Source organism: Streptomyces asoensis (assembly GCF_016860545.1).
GTDB lineage: Bacteria > Actinomycetota > Actinomycetes > Streptomycetales > Streptomycetaceae > Streptomyces > Streptomyces asoensis.
The window spans coordinates 938,276-957,553 of sequence record NZ_BNEB01000005.1 but is presented as its reverse complement, the minus strand read 5'-3'; the positions used below and the strand labels follow the sequence as shown (position 1 = coordinate 957,553).

Annotated in this window: 17 protein-coding genes and 2 pseudogenes; 13 read left to right on the top strand and 6 right to left on the bottom strand. The window is 74.4% G+C overall.

The annotated features are described in order from the left end of the window. Window positions 1-35 precede the first annotated feature (35 nt). The 6 genes and pseudogenes from Saso_RS27260 to Saso_RS39125 all read left to right on the top strand — a co-directional run. Window positions 36-356 (top strand): L-rhamnose mutarotase, encoded by a 321-nt coding sequence (locus Saso_RS27260; RefSeq protein ID WP_189924428.1) that lies wholly within the window; start codon window positions 36-38, stop codon window positions 354-356. A gap of 90 nt (window positions 357-446) precedes the next feature. Continuing rightward, window positions 447-1,871: a BNR repeat-containing protein gene (locus Saso_RS27255; protein WP_189924430.1), complete on the top strand. Its 1,425-nt coding sequence runs from the start codon at window positions 447-449 to the stop codon at window positions 1,869-1,871. A gap of 91 nt (window positions 1,872-1,962) precedes the next feature. Then, window positions 1,963-2,991 carry a LacI family DNA-binding transcriptional regulator gene (locus tag Saso_RS27250; protein ID WP_189924432.1) on the top strand — a complete coding sequence of 343 codons (1,029 nt, stop codon included), beginning with the start codon at window positions 1,963-1,965 and terminating at the stop codon, window positions 2,989-2,991. Between the two features lie 148 nt (window positions 2,992-3,139). Continuing rightward, entirely contained in the window at window positions 3,140-4,441 is a 1,302-nt protein-coding gene (locus tag Saso_RS27245; protein WP_189924434.1) for an alpha/beta fold hydrolase, read from the top strand. Between the two features lie 34 nt (window positions 4,442-4,475). After that, the gene (locus Saso_RS27240) at window positions 4,476-5,219 is read left to right on the top strand and encodes a PIG-L deacetylase family protein (RefSeq protein ID WP_189924436.1); all 744 of its coding nucleotides are present in this window, start codon (window positions 4,476-4,478) and stop codon (window positions 5,217-5,219) included. A gap of 578 nt (window positions 5,220-5,797) precedes the next feature. Further along, window positions 5,798-6,076 (top strand): annotated as a pseudogene (locus Saso_RS39125) (pentapeptide repeat-containing protein); the annotation flags it as partial. On the opposite strand, the gene Saso_RS27230 reads toward Saso_RS39125, so the two are convergent. Further along, window positions 6,038-7,759, bottom strand: a complete 1,722-nt coding sequence (locus tag Saso_RS27230; protein ID WP_229901379.1) for a cytochrome P450 — start codon at window positions 7,757-7,759, stop codon at window positions 6,038-6,040. The pseudogene Saso_RS39125 and the gene Saso_RS27230 sit on opposite strands and share 39 nt — an antisense overlap. Window positions 7,760-7,867: 108 nt before the next feature. Between Saso_RS27230 and Saso_RS27225 the strand changes: the two genes are divergently transcribed. Together Saso_RS27225 and Saso_RS27220 are read left to right on the top strand one after the other, a co-directional pair. Further along, a complete protein-coding gene (locus tag Saso_RS27225) occupies window positions 7,868-8,482 on the top strand; it encodes a TetR/AcrR family transcriptional regulator (protein WP_189924439.1) in 615 nt (204 codons plus the stop codon). A 127-nt stretch (window positions 8,483-8,609) separates the two neighbouring features. Then, on the top strand, window positions 8,610-9,335 hold the full coding sequence (locus tag Saso_RS27220; RefSeq protein WP_189924441.1) for a DUF2470 domain-containing protein: 726 nt from the start codon (window positions 8,610-8,612) through the stop codon (window positions 9,333-9,335). Here Saso_RS27220 and Saso_RS27215 read toward each other — a convergent pair. Then, window positions 9,303-10,481 carry a lactonase family protein gene (locus Saso_RS27215; RefSeq protein ID WP_189924627.1) on the bottom strand — a complete coding sequence of 393 codons (1,179 nt, stop codon included), beginning with the start codon at window positions 10,479-10,481 and terminating at the stop codon, window positions 9,303-9,305. The genes Saso_RS27220 and Saso_RS27215 overlap by 33 nt on opposite strands. Window positions 10,482-10,738: 257 nt before the next feature. Continuing rightward, on the bottom strand, window positions 10,739-11,995 hold the full coding sequence (locus tag Saso_RS27210) for an FUSC family protein (protein ID WP_189924443.1): 1,257 nt from the start codon (window positions 11,993-11,995) through the stop codon (window positions 10,739-10,741). A 181-nt stretch (window positions 11,996-12,176) separates the two neighbouring features. On the opposite strand from Saso_RS27210, the gene Saso_RS27205 reads away from it, so the two are divergent. Continuing rightward, a complete protein-coding gene (locus Saso_RS27205; protein WP_189924445.1) occupies window positions 12,177-12,818 on the top strand; it encodes a TIGR03086 family metal-binding protein in 642 nt (213 codons plus the stop codon). Between the two features lie 49 nt (window positions 12,819-12,867). On the opposite strand, the gene Saso_RS27200 is transcribed toward Saso_RS27205, so the two are convergent. Continuing rightward, on the bottom strand, window positions 12,868-13,467 hold the full coding sequence (locus Saso_RS27200; protein WP_189924447.1) for an HD domain-containing protein: 600 nt from the start codon (window positions 13,465-13,467) through the stop codon (window positions 12,868-12,870). A 160-nt stretch (window positions 13,468-13,627) separates the two neighbouring features. Between Saso_RS27200 and Saso_RS27195 the strand changes: the two genes are divergently transcribed. The 3 genes from Saso_RS27195 (at window position 13,628) to Saso_RS39120 (ending at window position 16,609) form a co-directional block, all read left to right on the top strand. Then, a complete protein-coding gene (locus Saso_RS27195; protein WP_189924449.1) occupies window positions 13,628-14,590 on the top strand; it encodes a phosphotransferase family protein in 963 nt (320 codons plus the stop codon). Window positions 14,591-14,682: 92 nt separating this feature from the next. Then, entirely contained in the window at window positions 14,683-15,972 is a 1,290-nt protein-coding gene (locus tag Saso_RS27190) for an ROK family transcriptional regulator (RefSeq protein WP_189924451.1), read from the top strand. Window positions 15,973-16,348: 376 nt separating this feature from the next. Then, on the top strand, window positions 16,349-16,609 hold the full coding sequence (locus Saso_RS39120; protein ID WP_189924453.1) for a hypothetical protein: 261 nt from the start codon (window positions 16,349-16,351) through the stop codon (window positions 16,607-16,609). Window positions 16,610-16,856: 247 nt separating this feature from the next. On the opposite strand, the pseudogene Saso_RS39115 reads toward Saso_RS39120, so the two are convergent. Then, window positions 16,857-17,279: pseudogene (locus Saso_RS39115) on the bottom strand (NAD-dependent epimerase/dehydratase family protein); the annotation flags it as partial. 168 nt (window positions 17,280-17,447) lie between these two features. Between Saso_RS39115 and Saso_RS27175 the strand changes: the two are divergent. Beyond that, window positions 17,448-18,281 (top strand): alpha/beta fold hydrolase, encoded by an 834-nt coding sequence (locus Saso_RS27175; protein WP_189924454.1) that lies wholly within the window; start codon window positions 17,448-17,450, stop codon window positions 18,279-18,281. Window positions 18,282-18,289: 8 nt separating this feature from the next. Here the strand turns inward: Saso_RS27175 and Saso_RS27170 are convergent, their stop codons facing one another. Next, the gene (locus Saso_RS27170; protein ID WP_189924456.1) at window positions 18,290-19,258 is read right to left on the bottom strand and encodes an SDR family NAD(P)-dependent oxidoreductase; all 969 of its coding nucleotides are present in this window, start codon (window positions 19,256-19,258) and stop codon (window positions 18,290-18,292) included. Window positions 19,259-19,278: the final 20 nt, after the last annotated feature.

Below are 19,278 nucleotides of genomic sequence, written 5' to 3'. Positions count from 1 at the left end.
GTCGCTTCACCCCCCCCACGAAGGAGCGGTACTTCATGCAGCGCGTCTGTTTCCTGCTCAAGGTCCGCCAGGACCGGCTCGCCGAGTACCGCGAACGCCACGCCGCCGTGTGGCCGGAGATGCTCCAGGCTCTCTCGGCCACCGGCTGGCACAACTACTCGCTCTTCCTGAGAGACGACGGCCTGCTCGTCGGCTACCTGGAGACCGAGGACTTCGCCGCAGCCCAGGCCGGGATGGAGGCCACCGGCGTCAACGCCCGCTGGCAGGCGGAGATGGCCCCCTTCTTCGAATCCCTCGACGGGGCCCGTCCCGACGAGGCGATGAAGCCCCTCACCGAGGTGTTCCACCTCGCCTGACCCCCCGCACCGCCCCCGTCGTTCCCCGCTCCGACCGTGCCCCGCGCTCCCTTTCGTTCCCCGCTCCCGCAGACGATGGAGTCCTCCGAGATGAGACGACGCACCCTGCTGGCCGGCGCTCTGCTGAGCGCCGCGGCGTCCCCCGTCCTCGCCGCCGGCCCCGCCCGCGCCGCCGACCCCGGCCCCTCGGTCACAAGGAAGGCCACCACGCAACTCGACGCCACCGCCGTGTTCTTCGTGTCCTACGACGGCCTGGTCAACAACAACTCGTTCCAGAAGAACGGCCTGCTGACCTACAAGGGCTACCAGTACGCCGCCTGGTACACCTCCACCAGGAACGCGGTCGTCGCCCGGCGCGTCCTCGGCGGCACCACCTGGTCCACCGTCACCCTCACCCACCAGCTCAAGACCAGCGACTCGCACAACGTCATCTCCATGGGCGTGTCGAGGACCGACGGCCGCCTCCACCTCAACATGGACTCCCACAGCGACGGCTTCTTCTACGTCAAGTCGGCCGCCGGACTCCTCGACAACCCGGCGACCACCTCCTGGACCTCGTCCGTCTTCGGCGCCGTGCAGACCACCCTCGACGGTCTCGCCCTCACCACGCAGTTCACCTACCCGCAGTTCGTCGCCACCCCCGAGGGCCGACTCCAGCTCAGCTACCGGGCCGGCATCTCCGGCAACGGCCGCAACGCCCTGGCCGAGTACGACGGTTCGACGTGGACGAACCTGGGGGAGTGGTCCGCCTCCACCGGCACCTACACCAGCGAGCACGGCTCCTCGACCGCCCGCAACATGTACCTGCACGGCATCGACTACGGCGTCGACGGCCGACTGCACTCGTTCTTCACCTGGCGCGAGCAGAACAGCGCGGTGATGTGCTCCGGCGGCGGCATCACCAACCACGACACCGGCTACGTGTACTCCACCGACCGCGGCCGCACCTGGCGCAACAACGCGGGCACCGTCGTCGGCACCACCGGCAGCTCCGACACCGTCGCCGTCACCGACGCCGGACTCGTCGTGGACGCGCTCAACCCCGACCACTCCCTGATGAACCAGGAGAGCCAGGCCACCGACTCCGCCGGCCTGCCGCACGCGATCATCAGCTACGTCCCCGGCCGCTTCGGCCAGTGCACCACCGGCTACGTCGCCGACCGCACCGCCAACGGCCGCGCCTTCCACCTGCGCAAGAACTCCTCCGGGAGCTGGCAGAAGACGGAGATCCCCGTCGTCCTCGGCTCCAGCCAGCGCACCAAGCTGGTCCTGGACAAGTACGACAACGCCTACGCGATCTTCCCCTTCGGCCGGATCGCCGGTGCCTCGAAGGCCTCCGGGTACACCGACTGGACGGTGCTCTTCGACGGCAGCGGCCTCAACGCCTTCGGCGAGGTCGTGATCGACGAACTGCGCGTCAAGGCCGACAACACCCTGTCGTTCATGTACCAGGAGAAGTCGAGCGGGACGACCCCCTCGGCGCTCCGGGTCGTGGACTTCGCACTGCCCGCATGACCCGTACCCGTACCCGGACAGGGGTGCGGCGGGGTGACGGTAATGTGAAGGCCGTCCCGCCGTACCCCGTTCACCTGGAGGTCCCCGCCTGATGGCCCAGCCGGTGGGAATCAAGGACGTCGCCCGTGCCGCCGGAGTCTCCGTCGGTACGGTCTCCAACGTCATCAACCGCCCCGACACCGTCGCCACCGAGACCCGGGCGCGCGTGCTGTCGGCGATAGACCGGCTCGGCTACGTGCGCAGCGAGTCCGCCCGCCAGCTGCGCGCGGGGCGCAGCCGCATCATGGGGCTGCTCGTCCTGGACATGGGCAACCCCTTCTTCGTGGACGTCGCCCGAGGCGCCGAGCGGGCCGCCCGCGACGCCGGCCTCGGTGTGATGGTCTGCAACAGCGCCGAGAGCGCCGGCGAGGAAGCCGAGTACCTGTCGCTCTTCGCCGAGCAGCGGGTGCGGGGCGTCCTGCTCACCCCGGCCGACGCGACCGGCCGCAACATCGCCTCCTTCCGCCGGCACGGCATCCCCTTCGTCCTCGTCGACCGGGTCTCCGAGGGCACCACCGAGTGCTCGGTCTCCGTGGACGACGTGGCGGGCGGCGAGCTCGCCGTACGGCACCTGGTCGACGCCGGACACCGCTCGATCGCCTACGTGAGCGGCCCGCCCGGGTTCACCCAGGTCCGCGACCGCCGCACCGGAGCCCTCAACGCGCTCGCCGAGGCGGGCCTCGGCCCGCGGAACCTGCGCGAGCTGCCCACCGAGCGGCTCGACGTGGCCGCGGGGCGGGACGCGGGGGCCCGCCTGCTCGGCCTGGCGGAGCGTCCGACCGCCGTGTTCTGCGCCAACGACCTGCTCGCCCTCGGCGTGCTCCAGGCCATGTACGCGGCGGGCGTCAACGTCCCCGAGGACCTCGCCATCGTCGGGTACGACGACATCGAGTTCGCGGCCGCCGCGGCCGTCCCCCTCACCTCGGTGCGCCAGCCCGCGGTCACCATGGGCGCCCTGGCCGCCGGGATGCTGCTGGAGGAGACCGAGGAGGGCGGCGCGGGGGCCGCGCGGCACGAGCACCGGCGGGTGGTGCTCCAGCCGGAGCTGGTGGTGCGCCGCTCCAGCCTCTCGGCGCGCTGACCGGGGGTTCAGTACGAGCCGCTCGCGGGTCCGCCGCCCTGCTGAGCGCCCGTTCAGTAGCCGTTCATGATCCCCCGGCCTCCTGCGCCGCCCGGACATGTGCTGAACTGGGACGCGGTCCGTACACCGATCGTCCCGGGAGCCTTCGTTGTCCCTCAGCTACCGCCAGCCCGGCGTCGTCCTCACCGACCGCCGCTTCACCGTGCCGCTCGACCACGCCGACCCCGGCGGGGAGACGATCGGCGTCTACGCCCGCGAGGTCGTCGCGAGCGAGAAGGCCGACCAGGACCTGCCCTGGCTGCTCTACCTCCAGGGCGGCCCCGGCTTCGGCGCCAACCGGTTCATCGGCAGGCCGGCCTGGCTGGGGCGCGCGCTGGAGGAGTTCCGCGTCCTCCTCCTCGACCAGCGGGGCACCGGACACTCGACCCCGGCCAACCGCCAGACGCTCCCGCTGCGCGGCGGCCCCGCCGAACAGGCCCGCTACCTGGCGCACTTCCGCGCCGACTCCATCGTCCGCGACTGCGAGCTGATCCGCGGCGAGGTCACCGGCGGCGCCCCCTGGACCGTCCTCGGCCAGAGCTTCGGCGGGTTCTGCACGGTCGCGTACCTCTCCAGCGCCCCCGAGGGCCTCACCGCGGCCCTGATCACCGGTGGTCTGCCCGCCCTCGACGCGCACGCCGACGACGTCTACCGCGCCGCCTACCCGCGCATGGAGCGCAAGGTCGCCGCGCACTACGCGCGCTACCCGCAGGACGTCGAACGCGCCCGCCGCATCGCCGACCACCTCCTCCACCACGAGGTGACCCTGCCCAACGGCCACCGCCTCACCGTGGAGGCCTTCCAGACGCTCGGCATCCTCCTCGGCGGCGGCGAGGGCAGCCACCGGCTGCACCACCTCCTCGAGGAGGCCTTCGTCCCCACCCCGCAGGGCCCGGCCCTGTCGGACGCCTTCCAGGAGGAGATCCAGGGACTGCTGTCCTTCGCGGGACACCCCCTGTACGCCCTGGTCCACGAGGCGATCTACGGCCAGGACGGCCGCCCCACGGCCTGGGCGGCCGAGCGGGTGCGCGCCGAGTTCCCGCAGTTCGACGCCGCCAAGACGCTGACCGGCGACGGGCCGCTGCTCTTCACCGGCGAAACGATCCATCCCTGGATGTTCGACACCGACCCCGCGCTGCGCCCGCTGCGCGAGACCGCGGAACTCGTCGCCTCCCACACCGACTGGCCGCGGCTGTACGACCCCGCCCGCCTCGCCGCCAACGAGGTGCCCGTCGCCGCCGCGATCTACCACGACGACCTGTACGTCGACACCGCGCACTCCCTGCAAACGGCCCGCGCCGTACGCGGTCTGCGCACCTGGGTCACCGACGAGTTCGAACACGACGGCGTCCGGGCGGGCGGCCCCCGCGTCCTGGACCGGCTGCTCGCGCTCGCCCGTGACGAGGTGTGACGGCGCCGTCACCGCTCCCGGCTAGTCTGCTGACATGACCGAGCCGACGAACCCCCAGCTCCAGCCCATGCCCGAGGACTGGCAGCGCGCCCTGGCCGTGGTGGCGCACCCGGACGACCTCGAGTACGGATGCTCCGCGGCGGTGGCCGCCTGGACCGACGCGGGCCGCGAGGTCGCCTATGTGCTCGCGACCCGCGGCGAGGCGGGCATCGACACCGTCGCGCCCGACGAGTGCGGGCCGCTGCGCGAGCGGGAGCAGCGGGCCAGTGCCGCCGTGGTGGGTGTCCCGGTGGTCGAGTTCCTCGACCACCGGGACGGTGTCGTCGAGTACGGTCCCGCCCTGCGCCGCGACATCGCCGCCGCGATCCGCAGGCACCGCCCCGAACTCGTGATCACCCTGAACCACCGGGACACCTGGGGCGGGGTCGCCTGGAACACCCCCGACCACGTGGCGGTCGGCCGCGCCACCCTCGACGCGGCCGGGGACGCCGGCAACCGCTGGATCTTCCCGGAACTCTCGGCGCAGGGCCTCCAGCCCTGGAACGGCGTGCGCTGGGTCGCCGTGGCCGGCTCCGCGACGCCCACCCACGCCGTGGACGCCTCGGCGGGCCTGGAGCGGGCGGTGGGGTCGCTGCTCGAACACCGCGCCTACATCGAGGCGCTGACCGACGAGGAGCCGGAGGCGTACGTGCGCAACTTCCTGACCGGGGTGGCGAAGTCGGTCGGCGAGCGGTTCGGCGGCCGGCCTGCCGTGGCGTTCGAGCTGTTCAGCCGCTAGCCGTACGGGTCAGTAGGCTGGTGCCCATGCGAGACGAGACGGCCGAACACACCGGCCTGCGCGGCGACTGCGGGAACTGCTTCGGCCTGTGCTGCGTGGCCCTGCCCTTCGCCCGCTCGGCCGACTTCGCGATCGACAAGCCGGCGGGCCGGCCGTGCCCCAACCTCGGCGAGGACCACCGCTGCGGCATCCACGCGCGTCTGCGGCAGTCCGGCTTCACCGGCTGCACGGTCTACGACTGCTTCGGCGCCGGGCAGAAGGTCTCGCAGGTCACCTTCGGCGGCCGGGACCCGCGGCACGGGCCGCCCGAGGACGCCCGCCTGATGTCCGAGGTGTTCCCCGTCGTACGGCAGTTGCACGAACTCCTGTGGTACCTCCGCGAGGCGCTGGGCCTGCCCGCCGCCCGCCCGGTCCACGGGGACCTGCGCCGGGCGCTGGCCAGGACCGAGGAGCTCACCCTGCTGTCCCCGGCCGGACTGACCGCCCTCGACGTACCGGCCCACCGCGGGGACGTCAACGTGCTGCTGCTCAGGACCAGCGAACTGGTCCGCGCCGGTGCCGGCGGGCGGGGGAAGGAACGCCGGGGCGCCGATCTGATGGGCGCCCGACTGCGGCGCGCGGACCTGCGGGGCGCGAACCTGCGCGGCGCCTGTCTGATCGCCGCCGACCTCACCGGCGCGGACCTGCGCGGGGCGGACCTCATCGGCGCCGACCTGCGCGGCACCGCACTCGCCGACGCCGATCTGACCGGCGCGTTCTTCCTCACCCAGCCGCAGCTGAACGCGGCCAGGGGGAACGCGGGCACCCGGCTGCCGGGGTCAGTCTCCCGACCGGCGCACTGGGCAGCGCGGCTCTGAGGACGAGGCGGTGGGTTCCTCGCCGACCGCCTCGACCGGCCCCTCGCCGATCCGCCGCTCGCCGGTCCGTTCCTCGCCGAGCGGCGCGCCGCCGACGGGCGTCCGACGGCGTTCCAGGTGCAGGCGGAGCCCTTCCGGCATGAGCGTCAGCCGCTCCGTGACGCGCAGCCGGTACGCCGGGTCCGGCCGCAGCTCGTAGCGGCGCAGCAGCAGCCCGAGCACCAGCGTGGCCTCGTGCAGCGCGAACTGCCGTCCGATGCAGGCCCGCGCACCGGTGCCGAACGGCTTGTAGGTGTGCGGGGCACGCGCGCGGACGGCGGCCGCGTCGAAGCGGTCCGGGTCGAACCGCTCGGGGTCCGGCCCCCAGGTCCCCGGGTCCCGGTGCAGCATGGCCGTCAGGACCAGCGCCCAGCCGCCCCGCCGCATCGGGTGTTCGCCGCCCAGCACGGTGTCCGCCCGCGCCTCGCGCGCGAACGCGGGCGCCGTCGGCCACAGCCGCAGCGCCTCGTCGAGGACCCGGCGGACGTAGCGCAGCTTCGCGACCTGCTCGTACCCCGGCATCGCCGTGTCGCCCCAGACCCGGTCCACCTCGGCGCGGGCGCGGGCCGCGACCCGGGGGTCGCGCGCGAGGTAGTGCAGGGCGAAGGAGAGCGCGCCCGAGGTGGTCTCGTGCCCGGCGACCAGGAAGGTGACGACCTGGCGCCGCACGTTCTGCGCCGACAGCCGTTCGCCCGTGACCGGGTGGGCGGTGTCGAGCATCCGGTCGAGCAGGTCGCCGTCGCCCCCGCCGTTCGCGCGGCGCGCCCGGACCAGCTCGTCGACGGTGTGGTCGAGGTGGGCGATGTCGGCCTCGTTGCGGCGCGAGGCCCGTCGCAGCAGGGCGGGGGAGGGGACGGTGTTGAGGCGCTGCGCGTAGGTCAGGGTGCCGACCATGGCGGTCACGAAGGGGTGCGGCCGGGTCCGTTCGAAGGATCCGAAGTCGTGTCCGAAGCCGGTGCGCGCGATCGTCTCCAGGGTCAGCTTGGTCATGTCGCCGGGGACGTCGACGGCCCGCCCGGCGGCCAGCTCCCGGTCCCAGTGCCCGGTGAGCCGCCGCGCCACGTCCAGCATCATCGGGTGGTAGGCCGCCATGGCCTCCCGGCTGAACCCGGGGGCCAGGACGTCGTGCGCCAGCTGCCAGTTCGGCTCGTGGTTGTACGCCGTGAACAGGGCGTCCCCGACGACCGGCCGCAGGTTGGCGATGCCGAGCCCCACGTGCTTGGCGAACCGGGTCTCGTCCGCCAGGTCGGCGGCCAGTGCGGCGCCCCCGACGAAGACGAACTCCCGGCCGAACACCTTGCGCCGGAAGATCGGCCCCAGCTCGGCCGCGTAGCGCAGGGAGTCCTGGAGCGGCGTGCGGCGGCTCGCGCCCAGGAGGTCGCCGAGCAGCGGGATGCGGTACGGAGGGTGCGGGATGCGCTTCAGCTCGGGCCAGCCGAGCTCCGCGCTGCGGAAGCCCTTCGGCAGGGCGTCGGCCGGGGCCCGTCCCGCCGAAGGGGCCGGGCCGTCCGCCGCCGTCGGACCGCCCGCCGCGCCGGGCGCCGTGCCGCTGGTCACCGGGCCGCCTTCCGGTCCCGGCGGCCGTATCGCCCCCGCGGTCCCCGCGGTCCCCGTGGTCCCCGTCGGCTCCGTCGTCTCCGCCATGACGCGATCTCCCTCGATGCAGCGGCAGGTCGAGCATGTTGTACGTGGGTTCAATAGCGCGCCTCAGTCTGGTGCCGTTGTTGAACCGGCGTCAAGTAAGGTGCGGGCATGGCCGCGAAGCAGGGGGAGCGCACCCGGCGCCGACTCAGTACGCAGGAGCGCAGGGAGCAGCTCCTGTCGGTCGGCGCGCGGCTCTTCTCGGAGAGTCCGTACGACGACGTGTGGATCGAGCAGGTCGCCGAGATCGCCGGGGTCTCCCGCGGGCTGCTCTACCACTACTTCCCCACCAAGCGGGAGTTCTTCGCGGCGGTCGTCGAGCGCGAGAGCGAGCGGATGCTGCGGATGACGGCGGCCGTCCCCGGCGTCCCGGTCCGCGAACAGCTCGTGTCCGGTCTCGACACCTATCTGGAGTACGTGGAGACCCACGCCCACGGCTACCGCGCCTTCCACCGCGCGGACGCCGCCGGCGACCAGGCCGTCCGCAAGGTCTACCGGCGCGCTCTCGCGGCGCAGGAGCAGCAGATGCTGGCGGCCCTCGGTGCCGACCCCGAATTCGGCGCGGTCCTCGAAGGGCGCCCCGACATGCGGCTCGCCGTGCGCGGCTGGCTGGCGTTCACCACGGCGGTCTGCCTGGAGTGGCTGCGCGGCTCTGACCTCTCGCGCGACCAGGTGCGGGAGTTGTGCGCCAGGGCCCTGCTCGGGGTCATCGCCCCGGCGGGGTGAACCGCGCGCTCGCGCGACGCTCCTCGCGGACGCGGCCGGTGCCCGGACGCGACGGGTGCGCCCCGGTGGTTGGCGCGGTCCCCGATCTCCGATAGGTTAGGCAAGGCTTACCTAAGGAGGTTCCAGGATGGGTGACAGCCAGAGCTGGGCTGCCGTGCCCGCCGCCGCGGAGCGGGCCCGTTCGGTACTCGCGGCCTCGTGGTCCTGCGCGGTGACCGCGGACGGCGGGCGCGAGGAGTTCGTCGGGGCGCACACCGTCGACGAGGACGGCCGGGTGATCCTGCACGTGCCCGACGACAGTGCGCTGCTCACGGCGGCGATCTGCGCGCCGCGCGGTGAGCCGTCCGCCGTGCTGGAGTTCGCCGACGTCGCACCGGTCCCCGTGCGCACCCGGATCCGCGCCAGGCTCTGGCTCGCCGGCTGGTTCACCCCCGAGGACGGCCACCTCGCCTTCCACACCACCCGCGTGGTCCTCAGGGAACCCGCCGGAGCGGTCGTCGTCGCCCTCGACGAGTTCGCCGCGGCCGCGCCCGACCCGCTCGCCACGGCCGAGGCGCACCTGCTCACGCATCTCGCCGACGCCCACCCCGACGCGGTGGAGCGGCTGACCCGGCTGGTGCGACCGGACAGCCTCCACGGAGCCGTCCGCGTCCAGCCGCTCGCCGTCGACCGGCACGGACTGACGCTGCGCGTCGAGCGTGCCCGCGCCCACGGCGACGTACGCCTCGCCTTCCACGCCCCCGCCGACGACGTCGGGCAGCTCACCGAGCGCATGCACGTCCTGCTCACCCAGGCGGCGGCCGCGGCCTGCCCGCGCGCCCTACAGCGGCAGCGCACAGACGGCGACGGGTGACGCGTACGGCTCGCCCGCGCGACGCAGCGCACCGCTCGCGCCGTCGACCCGGAAGACGGTGACCGTCCCGGAGCGCTGATTGGCGGCGAACAGCAGGGCGCCGTCCGGGGACAGGGCGATCTGCCGCGGGAAGTCGCCCTCCACCGGCACCGTGCCGAGCAGCCGGAGCCGGGCCCCGTCCGCCTCCACCGCGTACCGCGCCAGTGTGTTGTCGCCGCGGTTGGCGAGGAAGACGTACGCACCGTCCGGCGTGACGACCGGCTGCGCCGGGTAGTTGGTGGCCGCCTTCGCCCCGGTGGACTGCGGCCGCCCGATCGTCAGCTCGCCGCTCGACGGCTCGTAGCCGCAGACCACGATCGTGTCGTCGGCCTCGTCGGCCAGGTAGGCGTACCGGCCGCCGGGGTGGAAGGCGAGATGCCGGGGTCCCGCGCCCGCCCGGGTGTGCGCCTGCGCGACCTCCGTGAGCGTCCCGGCCCTGTCGTCCAGCCGGTACGAGTACACGGTGTCCGTGCCGAAGTCGACGGCGAGGACATGACCGCCGTCCGCGGAGGTGACGATCTGGTGCGCGTGCGGCCCCTGCTGTCCCGCACGGGGTGCCGGACGGCGGTGCGTCACGCTGTCGGTGCGCTCGCCGAGCGCCCCCGACCCGTCGATCGGGTGCACGGCCACGCTGCCCGAGCCGTAGTCGGCGCTCAGCAGCCACTTGCCGCCCGGATGGACCGACACATGACAGGTGTGGGCGCCCCCCGTCGGCCGGCTGCCCAGCACCTTTCCGTCGGAGAGCCGGACGGCGGTCACGGAGCCCCGCTCGCGCTCGTTCGCCGCGTACAGCGTCGCGCCGTCCGGGTGCACCGCGAGATACGAGGGGTCCGGGACGCCGGTGATGGTGCCCCGCCCGGTGATCCGCCCCGAGGCGGGGTCGTACGAGGCGACGCCGATGCCCTTCCCGCCGCCCTCGGCCGAGGTGTAGGTGCCCAGGTAGAGAGGGCGCGGCCCGGTGGAACCGCCCGACGCCCCCGTGGAGGCCGACGGCGACGGCTTCCCGGACGGCGCGGCCGGGGGCGTCCGCCGGGTGTCCGCCCCGTCCGCCGTGCCGCCGTCGCCGCACCCGGCGAGCACCGACGCGGCGGCCGCACCGCCGAGCATCCCGACGAACCGGCGCCTGCTCCCGTTCCCGCCGGGCTCCCGGCCCCGCCCCGCCCGGGGAGAACCCCGGCGCGCCGCTCCCGCCTCACTGCCCATGCCCGCACCTCAGGTCGTCGTACGCCACCGCCGTGACAGCCACCTTGACCCGGACGGGCCGCCGAACGCAAAAGCCGCCCGGCGCGGTTCCGGGGCGGGCGGGCTCGCCCCCGGGGCCGGCGGACTCGCCCCCGAAGGGCCGGTCCCGCGTGGCCGGTCCCTCAGGAACGCCTGCCGCCGAACCCCGTGCGGTTGCGCCACAGCTGGTCCTGCACGCCCAGGCGTTCACGCAACCGGGTCAGCCGGGGCATGCGGTCGCGCTGCTCCGCCGAGACGCGGTCCAGGTCCTCCAGGAGGCGGCGGGTGCGGTGCTCGGTGTCCAGTTCGTCGATGATCCGGTTGACCTCGGTCAGCACGGCGCCGTGCAGCTGCCACTGACGGGCGTCGTGCTGGAGCTGCTCCAGCAGCAGCTGTGCCAGCTTGTCCCGGGTGGCCGCGGCCTGCCGCAGTTCGGCGCTGAGCCGCGCCTCGGCGGCGTCCGCGTTGAGGCTGACACTCGTGGTGACCAGCACCGCGAAGCTGACCACCGCGTCGGCGATCTCGGACAGCAGCCGCTCCACGGTCTCGCCGGTCTCGGGCGGGAACAGCGGCTGCGGGTCCCGCTCCTTGGCGAGGTCGGTGAAGGTGCGGGCGAGCACCCGCAGGACCACCGTGCAGATCTCCAGCGTGTCCAGACCGGTGCGCAGGACGACCCGGTGCAGCAGCCCCTCCCGCACGCGGGGATTGAGCCGCAGGCTGTCCTCCGCCTGGCGCAGCGCCGCGTCCACCTCGACGATGTCGTGGTCCAGCCGGCGCGCCTCGTGCAGCCGGGCGGCAGCCTGCTCCACCGGTGTGCGCCCGGCTGCCTCCTCGCCGATCCGCAGCATCAGCCGCCGCAGTCTGCGGGCCAGCCCCTCGATCGACTCGCCCGCCTCCTCCACCCACACCGGGGGCGGCAGCAGCAGATTGCAGCCGAGCCCCACGAAGGCGCCGATCAGCGTCTCCACCACCCGCGCCCACGCCGTGTCCCCGACCGTGGTCACCCCCAGCACCAGCATGGCGCTGATCGCCACCTCGGGGACGTACTCGTCGACCCGCACCAGATGGCCGACCCCCAGGGCCGCCAGGATCAGCAGCGCGAGGCTCCACCAGGTCAGACCCACCAGAAGGCTGAAGGCGATGGCCACGAGGACACCGGCCACGACCGCGTTCACCCGGCGCACGCCGTTGGTGAGCGTCGCGTACAGCGTGACCTGGACGACGAGCAGCGCGGTCAGCGGCGCGGTGAGGGGGAGGGCCTCGGGGCTCAGGCGCAGGGCGATGACATAGGCGACGGTCGCCGCCGCGGCGGACCGCAGGGCCTGGACGACGACGGGTTCGCGGTGGCGCCGGACGAGCCGCACCAGGGGCGCCGTACGTTCACGTACTTCTTCTTGCATCGTCAGTCCAGTTCCCCCTCCCGCGTGACCTCGAACGTTTCTCCGGCACCTCGCGGCGCACGACCCGCCGGTAACCGCGGGGACCGGTCTGATCGAGGACCGTAGCTGTCCGCAAGGCCGCCTAGATTGGGTCTCGCAGCCGGGGAGGACACCGGGTGCCCGACACGAAGGGGGCAGTTCCATGGCGGACGCGGTGAACGGGGCCGGCGGGACGGACGGGGCGGACGGGACGCGGGGCGCCGAGGTGCCGGAGGTGCTGCTCCGGGCGCACGCGTACCTGCGCGAGGTGGTGGCGGCGGTCGGCGAGGCGCAGTGGGGGGTCGCGACGCCGTGCGAGGGGTGGACGGCACGGCAGGTGCTCAACCACGCCCGCATCGACCAGCAGGCCTACGGCCTCGCCCTCACCGGAGGGCGGCCCGGCAGCGACCCGTTCCACCCGGCCGACGCCTTCGACGGCGACCCGGCGGCCGAGCTGTCGAAGGTGCTCGACGCGGTGGCCGAGGCGTACGCCGGGCTGCCCGCCGACGCGGACCGGGTGCCGACGCCGCTGGGCCCGCTGCCCCTGGACATCGCCGCGGGCGCCGCGGCGATGGACGCGGCCGTGCACGCCTGGGACATCGCCGTGGCCACCGGCCAGGACCGCCCTCTGCCCGCGGCGACGGCCGAGGGGATCCGTCCGGCGGCGGACCGGCTCGTGGACCACCTGCGCGACGCGTTCAAGGTCTTCGCCCCGGCCCGCGAGACGCCGGACGCGCACGACCCGGCGGCGTCCCTGCTGGCCTTCCTCGGCCGCGACCCCCGATGGACCCCACCCGCGAACTGAGCGCGGCGGGCGCCGTCCCGGCCCACGACGCGGGCGCGGGCACGGACGCTCACCCGTGGACGGGGTGCGCCGACTGCCAGGCGAGCCGCAGGGGTGCCTCCTCGCCGAGGTCCGTGAGGAAGGCGTCCAGGTCCAGGAACTCCTGCCAGACGGGCCGTCCGCCCGCGCGGGACAGCTCGGCCACCACCAGGTCCTCCAGATCGGCCACCCGCTTGTTCTTCCACACCTTGTCCGCCAGGCTCACCAGCAGATCCTCCACCGCCGTGTCCGGAGCGTCCCAGGAGGCGTGCGTCCCGGCGAACCGCGCCGACGCGGGACCCACCCCGCGGGCCAGCAACAGGGCGCGCCCCGCCTCCTCGTGCCGGGAGCCGGGGCCGGACAGTTCCTCCGGGTGGAGGGTCTTGCCGATGTCGTGCGTCGCCGCGCCGAACAGCACCGCCTCGCGGTCCACCGTCAGCGCCGGACAGTGCGGGCCGAGCCAGTCCATGAGGCGGGCCGCGACGTCGTGCACCGCCCGGAGATGAGCGACCAGCCGGAGCGGCGCCCCGACCTCGTCCAGCAGCGACGCCACCTGCGACGGCAGCGGACGCAGCGCGGGATCCGAGGTCGGGTCCAGGGCGGTGGACAGCACGGTCGGCGTGGTGGTCATCGGCCCAGCCTAGTGATCACCACGCGGTGTCCTCCGGGCTTTTCGGGGCCTTCCGCGCCGCGGGGAGATCTCCCGGACGCCCGGGGCCGCCGTCGGGCCGTTCCGTACCCTGTACCGGGACACGAGGGCACGGCCGGCTGACCGGGGAGGGGCGGGCGGGGTGACGGACTCCTGGAAGCGGGCGCGGACCGTGCTGGGGACGGCGGGCATCGCGCCCGGGCGGCTGGCCCGGGTGAGCCCGCTCGGCGGCGGTACCTACAACAGCGTCGAGGAGCTCCGCCTCAAGGACGGCGACGGCTACGTGCTCAAGGTCGCGCCGGGGACGCCGGGCCTCAGTCACGAGCGCGGACTGCTGCGCGCCGAGGCGGAGTTCTGCCGCGGCGCGGCAGAGGCCGGGGTGCCGGCGCCCCGCGTGGTGGCCCTGGGCGAGGAGTGGCTGCTGATGACGGTGGTCCCCGGCGCCCCCTGGGACGAAGCGGGAACGGCCGCCGGCCGGGCCGGACTGCGCCGGTCCCTCGGGGAGCAGGTCGCCCGGCTGCACCGGGTGACCGGGCCGGGCTTCGGCTACCCCGGCGGCGCCCTCGGACCCCTCGCGCCCGACTGGGGCACCGCCTTCACGGCGATGTTCGACGCGGTACTCGGCGACGCCCGCCGCTACGGCGCCGTACTGCCCCGCCCGGTCGGCGAGGTGGCCGCCGTCGCCCGGACCGCGTACGACGCGCTCGACGAGGTCACCGTCGCCGCCCTCGTCCACTTCGACCTGTGGCCGGGCAACATCCTGGTCGACGGCGCCGGTGAGCGGGCCCGGATCGCAGGGCTGATCGACGGCGAGCGCATGTTCTGGGGCGACCCCCTGGCGGACTTCGTCTCGACCGCCCTGCTGGGCGACATCCGCACCGACGAGGCGTTCCTGGCGGGCTACCGTGCGGCCGGGGGCGCAGCCGACTTCGACCGGCCCGCCCGGCTGCGGCTGGCGCTCTACCGCGCCTACCTCTACCTGATCATGCTCACCGAGACGGTCCCGAGGGCGTCCGGTGCCGGACACGACCGCTGGCTGGGCGAGACGGTCGCTCCGGAGCTCCTCGCGGCGCTGCGCGAGATCGAGGCGGAGGGCGTCTCTTAGCTCACATCGTGAACTAAGGGTTGGAGGAATGTCGCGGGCCGACCGCCCGCAGGGGTATGTTGCAGGTCGGGCAGGGTGCGAAAGGGAGCGACATGACGGGGCGGAACGGGCGCACGGTACGTGACCTCAGGCGGGCCAACCGTACGGCCGTACTGCAACGGCTCTACTTCGACGGACCCCTCAGCCGCTTCGAGCTCGGCCCGGCCACCGGCCTGAGCTCCGGTTCCGTCAGCAACGTCGTCGCCGATCTGATCGCCGACGGGCTGGTGGAGGAGGCCGGCAGCGTCGACTCCGACGGCGGCCGCCCCCGCATCCTGCTGGAAGTGGTCCCCGCCAGCGGCCACATGATCGGCGTGGACGTGGGGGAGACCCGGGTGAGGATCGAGCTGTTCGACCTCACCCTCACCGAACTGGCCCGGGTGGAAAAGCCGTTGGAGCAGTCGCGGTACGAGGTCGACGGGATCGTCGGGCACATCCGGGACGGCGTCGCCGAGGTGCTCCGGGCCACGGGCACCGCCCCCGAGGACCTGCTCGGGGTCGGGATCGGCGTCCCCGGCATCGTCGAGCACACCCCCGGGCAGGGCGCCGTGGTCCACGGCCAGACGATCGGCTGGGACGCGGTCCCGCTGGAGGCGCTCCTGCGCGAGGGGGTCACGCTCCCGCAGACCGTCCCGTACTTCATCGACAACGGTGCGAAGACCCTCGGCCAGGCGGAGATGTGGTTCGGCGGGGGACGCGGCGCGCACAACGCGGTCGTCGTCCTGTTCGGCTCCGGCGTCGGCGCCTGTCTGGTCACCCCCGAGGTGGAGCACGGCCGGGCCGTGGAGTGGGGGCACCTGACGGTCCGGGTGCGCGGCCGGCGCTGCCGCTGCGGCGCGCTCGGCTGCCTGGAGGCGTACGCGGGCGCCGAGGCGCTGCTCGAACGCTGGCGGGAGCAGGGCGGCCGGCCGCCGCGGGGCGCCGACGAGGAGACCGCGCTGACGGCGATGCTGGGCGCCGCCTACCCGTCCGGGGAACAGGACGCCGACCCCGTGGCGCTCGAGGTGCTGGAGGAGACCGCCGAGTACCTGGGCGCGGGCCTCTCCGACCTGATCAATCTCTTCCAGCCCGAGCGCATCCTCATCGGCGGCTGGGCCGGACTCCAGCTCGGTGCGCGTTTCCTGCCCGCCGTGCGCCGGCACGCCACCGCGTACGCGCTGCGCCATCCCGCGCAGAAGGTCACCGTCGAGCTGGGCCGGCTGGGCCCCGACGCGGTCACCGTCGGTGCGGCGATCCTCCCGCTCGCCGATTTCTTCGCCCGGGGCGGCCGACGTCCGGAGCCCGCGCCCGCGGGCCCGGCGCCCGCCTGGCGCACCGTCCTTCGGGACCGCGCCCCCCGCTGACCCCCGGACCGGCGTCACCCCTCCACCGCCGACTCCCGCACCGGTCCCGCGCCCACGTCCCCACCCTCCCGGTCCGGCCGAGAGCCGGCCTCCCCGCGACCGGCCCCGCACCGAGGCCCCCGTGACCCGGTCGGGCACCGACCCCACATCCACGGAACGGCGCTGCCCCGCGCCGCGCCCCGCCGCGGCACCCCACCGGACCCCCTCTCCGACGCGAATCCGTGTCGCCCCGGCCCCGGCGTCGCCCGCCTGCGCCCGGACCGGGCGGGCACGTTTCGCCGATCACCGTCGAGGTACTCGCCAGCGCACCCGGACGACCGGCGCCCGGGATGTCGCCCGCGTCCGGCGCGGCGCGGCGGTGTGATGGGAGGACCTCGTGGCCGCACAGCACTCCGAAGGCCCCGGTGGGAACGGCGCGCCGATCCCGCGCGACCTGCCGGACCAGCAGGCCGGCGAAGGCGAGGACCCCTGGGACGTCCAGGGCACCGGGCAGACCGGCCGGGCCCCCGAGGACACCCCGGACGTCCCCGACACCGACGTCCCCGACACCGACGAGTCGGGCACCGGCCCGCAGGGCGCCCCCCACGCCGGCATCGGCCAGTCCGACGACCCCGTGCCCGACGAGCCGTCCGCCTGAGGAGCCCGCCCTGGGCAGGGCCGACCGGATGCGTTCCCGGTCCGTCCACCGCCGGCCCAACCGGCGCCGACCCGACCGGGGCGGGCTCCGTCCCGAGGGCTCGGCCGTCCGTCGGCCGACCACCGGTCGGGCCCGCGGCCGTCAGGTCCTGTGTCCGTCGGCCCCGCGCGCGGCCGACGGCGGGCCGGTCAGCCGATGCGGCGGCCGCGGAGGGGCTTCGTCGCTTCGCCGGCTCCGGTGCGCAGGCCCAGCAGGAACTCCTCCAGGACCTCCGGAGCGGTGTGCCGCGGCTGCCGGCCCAGTAGTACGCGCCCACGGAGGACGCGTGCACCAGGACGGGGACCCGGGCGGCGGCCACCGCCTCGAAGACCCGCATGCTGCCCAGGACGTTGGTGCGCCAGGTCGTCGCCGGATCGTGCGTCGGCTGGAACGCCCACGCCAGATGCACCACCGCGTCCGCGCCGGCGAACACGGGCGCGAGATCGGTCCGCCCGGAGGCCAGGTCGACGGCGGTCCACTCGGTCTTCGGCGGCGACAGGTCCGGGATCCGCCGGGCCAGGCCGTGCACCGAGACCACGTCCGGATCCTCGGACAGCAGCCGGACCACGCTCGTGCCCGCATTGCCGGTGGCTCCCGTGACGACGACACGGCCGCCCGTTGCGCTGCTCACCCCCGGGCTCGGCGGTACCGGCGGGAGGGCCGAGTACCCGGCCGGCAGCGGCGCACGCGGTACGACCCCGGAGGTAATCGACGCCCCCCGGACCGGCCGCGAGCATGGACGACGTACCCGCCCGGCACGGCCGGGGACCGCACGTGCGAGGACTTCAGGAGGAACTCCATGCCGTACTTCACGAGCCCCGTCGACGGCGCCCGGCTGCACCTCGTCGACTACGGCCCGGCGGACGGGCCCGTGCTCGTCTTCGTGAACAGCCTGTACTTCGGTACGCAGATGTGGGAGTACCAGATGCTGCCGCTGGCGAACGAGGGCCACCGCTGCGTCGGGTTCGACCGGCGCGGCCACGGACGCTCCGACGACACGTGGGGTGGCTTCGACCTGGACAGTCTCGCCGACGACCTCCAGGGCCTCCTGGACCACCTCGACCTGCGGGACGTGACCCTCGTCGGGCACTCGGTCGGCACCGCGGAGATCGTCCGCTGTCTGACCCGGCACGGCAGCGAGCGGATCGCCCGCGTGGCGCTCGTCGCCGGCATGGCGCCCGGGCCCGCCCGCTCGGCGAACCATCCCGAGGGCGTCGACCCGGAGCTCATGCTGGCCGGGATCGACGCCTTCCGGCGGGACCGCTCGGCGTTCTTCGCCGACGGCGCACGCGCCTTCTTCGCCCTGGACCGGCCCGGCAACGAACTCTCCGAGGCGTACGTCGAGACCATGGTCCGGCGCTGTCACGGCGCGACGGCGCGGGCGGGCGTCGCGATCGGCGAGCTGATCGCCGCGCTCGACGTCGCTCCCGAACTGGCGGCCGTGGACCTGCCCGTGCTCGTCGTGCACGGCACCCACGACGCCTCCGGGCCGATCGAGCTGACCGGCCGCCGGGCCGCCGCGCTCGCCCCGAACGCCACCCTCGAGGTGTACGAGAACGCCGGTCACGGCCTCTTCGCGACCCATGCCGACCGGCTCACCGCCGACCTGCGCAGGTTCGCCGCTGGGGAGTGAGGGCGGGGCTACCCCGCGGCGGGCAACGCGTTCACGCCCGTCAGCGTGGCGGACAGCTCCCACAGCCGGGCCGCCTGCTCCGGGTCCGTCGCCCAGTCCCTGACGCCGGAGCGCACGTCGTCGCCGACGGCGGGTTCGGCGACCTCGCAGTCCTCCAGGTAGAGGCCGCCCAGCCCGGCCAGCTGCGGCGAGGTCGCCGCCCAGACCTGGGTGGCGGCACCCTGCTCGGGGGTCTTGAAGCCGGCCTGGCCGATCACGTTGCCGTCCTCGTCGATCCAGCCGCGCTCCACCATCTCCGCCCTGGGAAGGTGGCGCTGGAGGGGCGTCATGATGCCGCCGGGGTGCAGGGAGAAGGCCCGTACGCCCCGGTCGCGGGCCAGCCGGTCGAGGTGGACGGCGAACAGCGCGTTGGCCGTCTTGGCCTGGCCGTAGGCCTGCCACTTGTCGTAGCCCTGCCGCCAGTGGACGTCGTCCCAGCGCATCCCGGAGAAGTGGTGGCCGCGCGAGGACACCGAGACCACGCGGGCCCCGCCGGGCTCGATCGCGGGCCACAACCGGTTGACGAGCGCGAAGTGGCCGAGGTGGTTGGTCGCGAACTGGGCCTCCCAGCCGGGCCCGACACGGGTCTCGGGGCAGGCCATGACGCCGGCGTTGCCGAGGAAGAGGTCGACGGTGCGGCCGGTGGCGAGGAAGCGGTCGGCGAAGCCGCGCACGCTCTCCAGGTCGGCGAGGTCCAGTTCGTCGACCTCGACGCCGTCGAGTCCGGCCAGGGCGTCGGCGGCGGTGCGCGGGCGGCGGGCGGGGACGACGACACGGGCCCCGGCGCGGGTGAGCGAGCGTGTGGTCTCCAGACCGAGCCCGGAGTAGCCGCCGGTGACGATCGCGAGCCGTCCGCTCAGGTCGACGCCGGCGAGGACGTCGTCGGCCGTGCTGTGGGCGTCGAACCCCGAACCGATCTTGTGCTGTGCAGTGCTCATGTCCGGGACGCTACGAACTG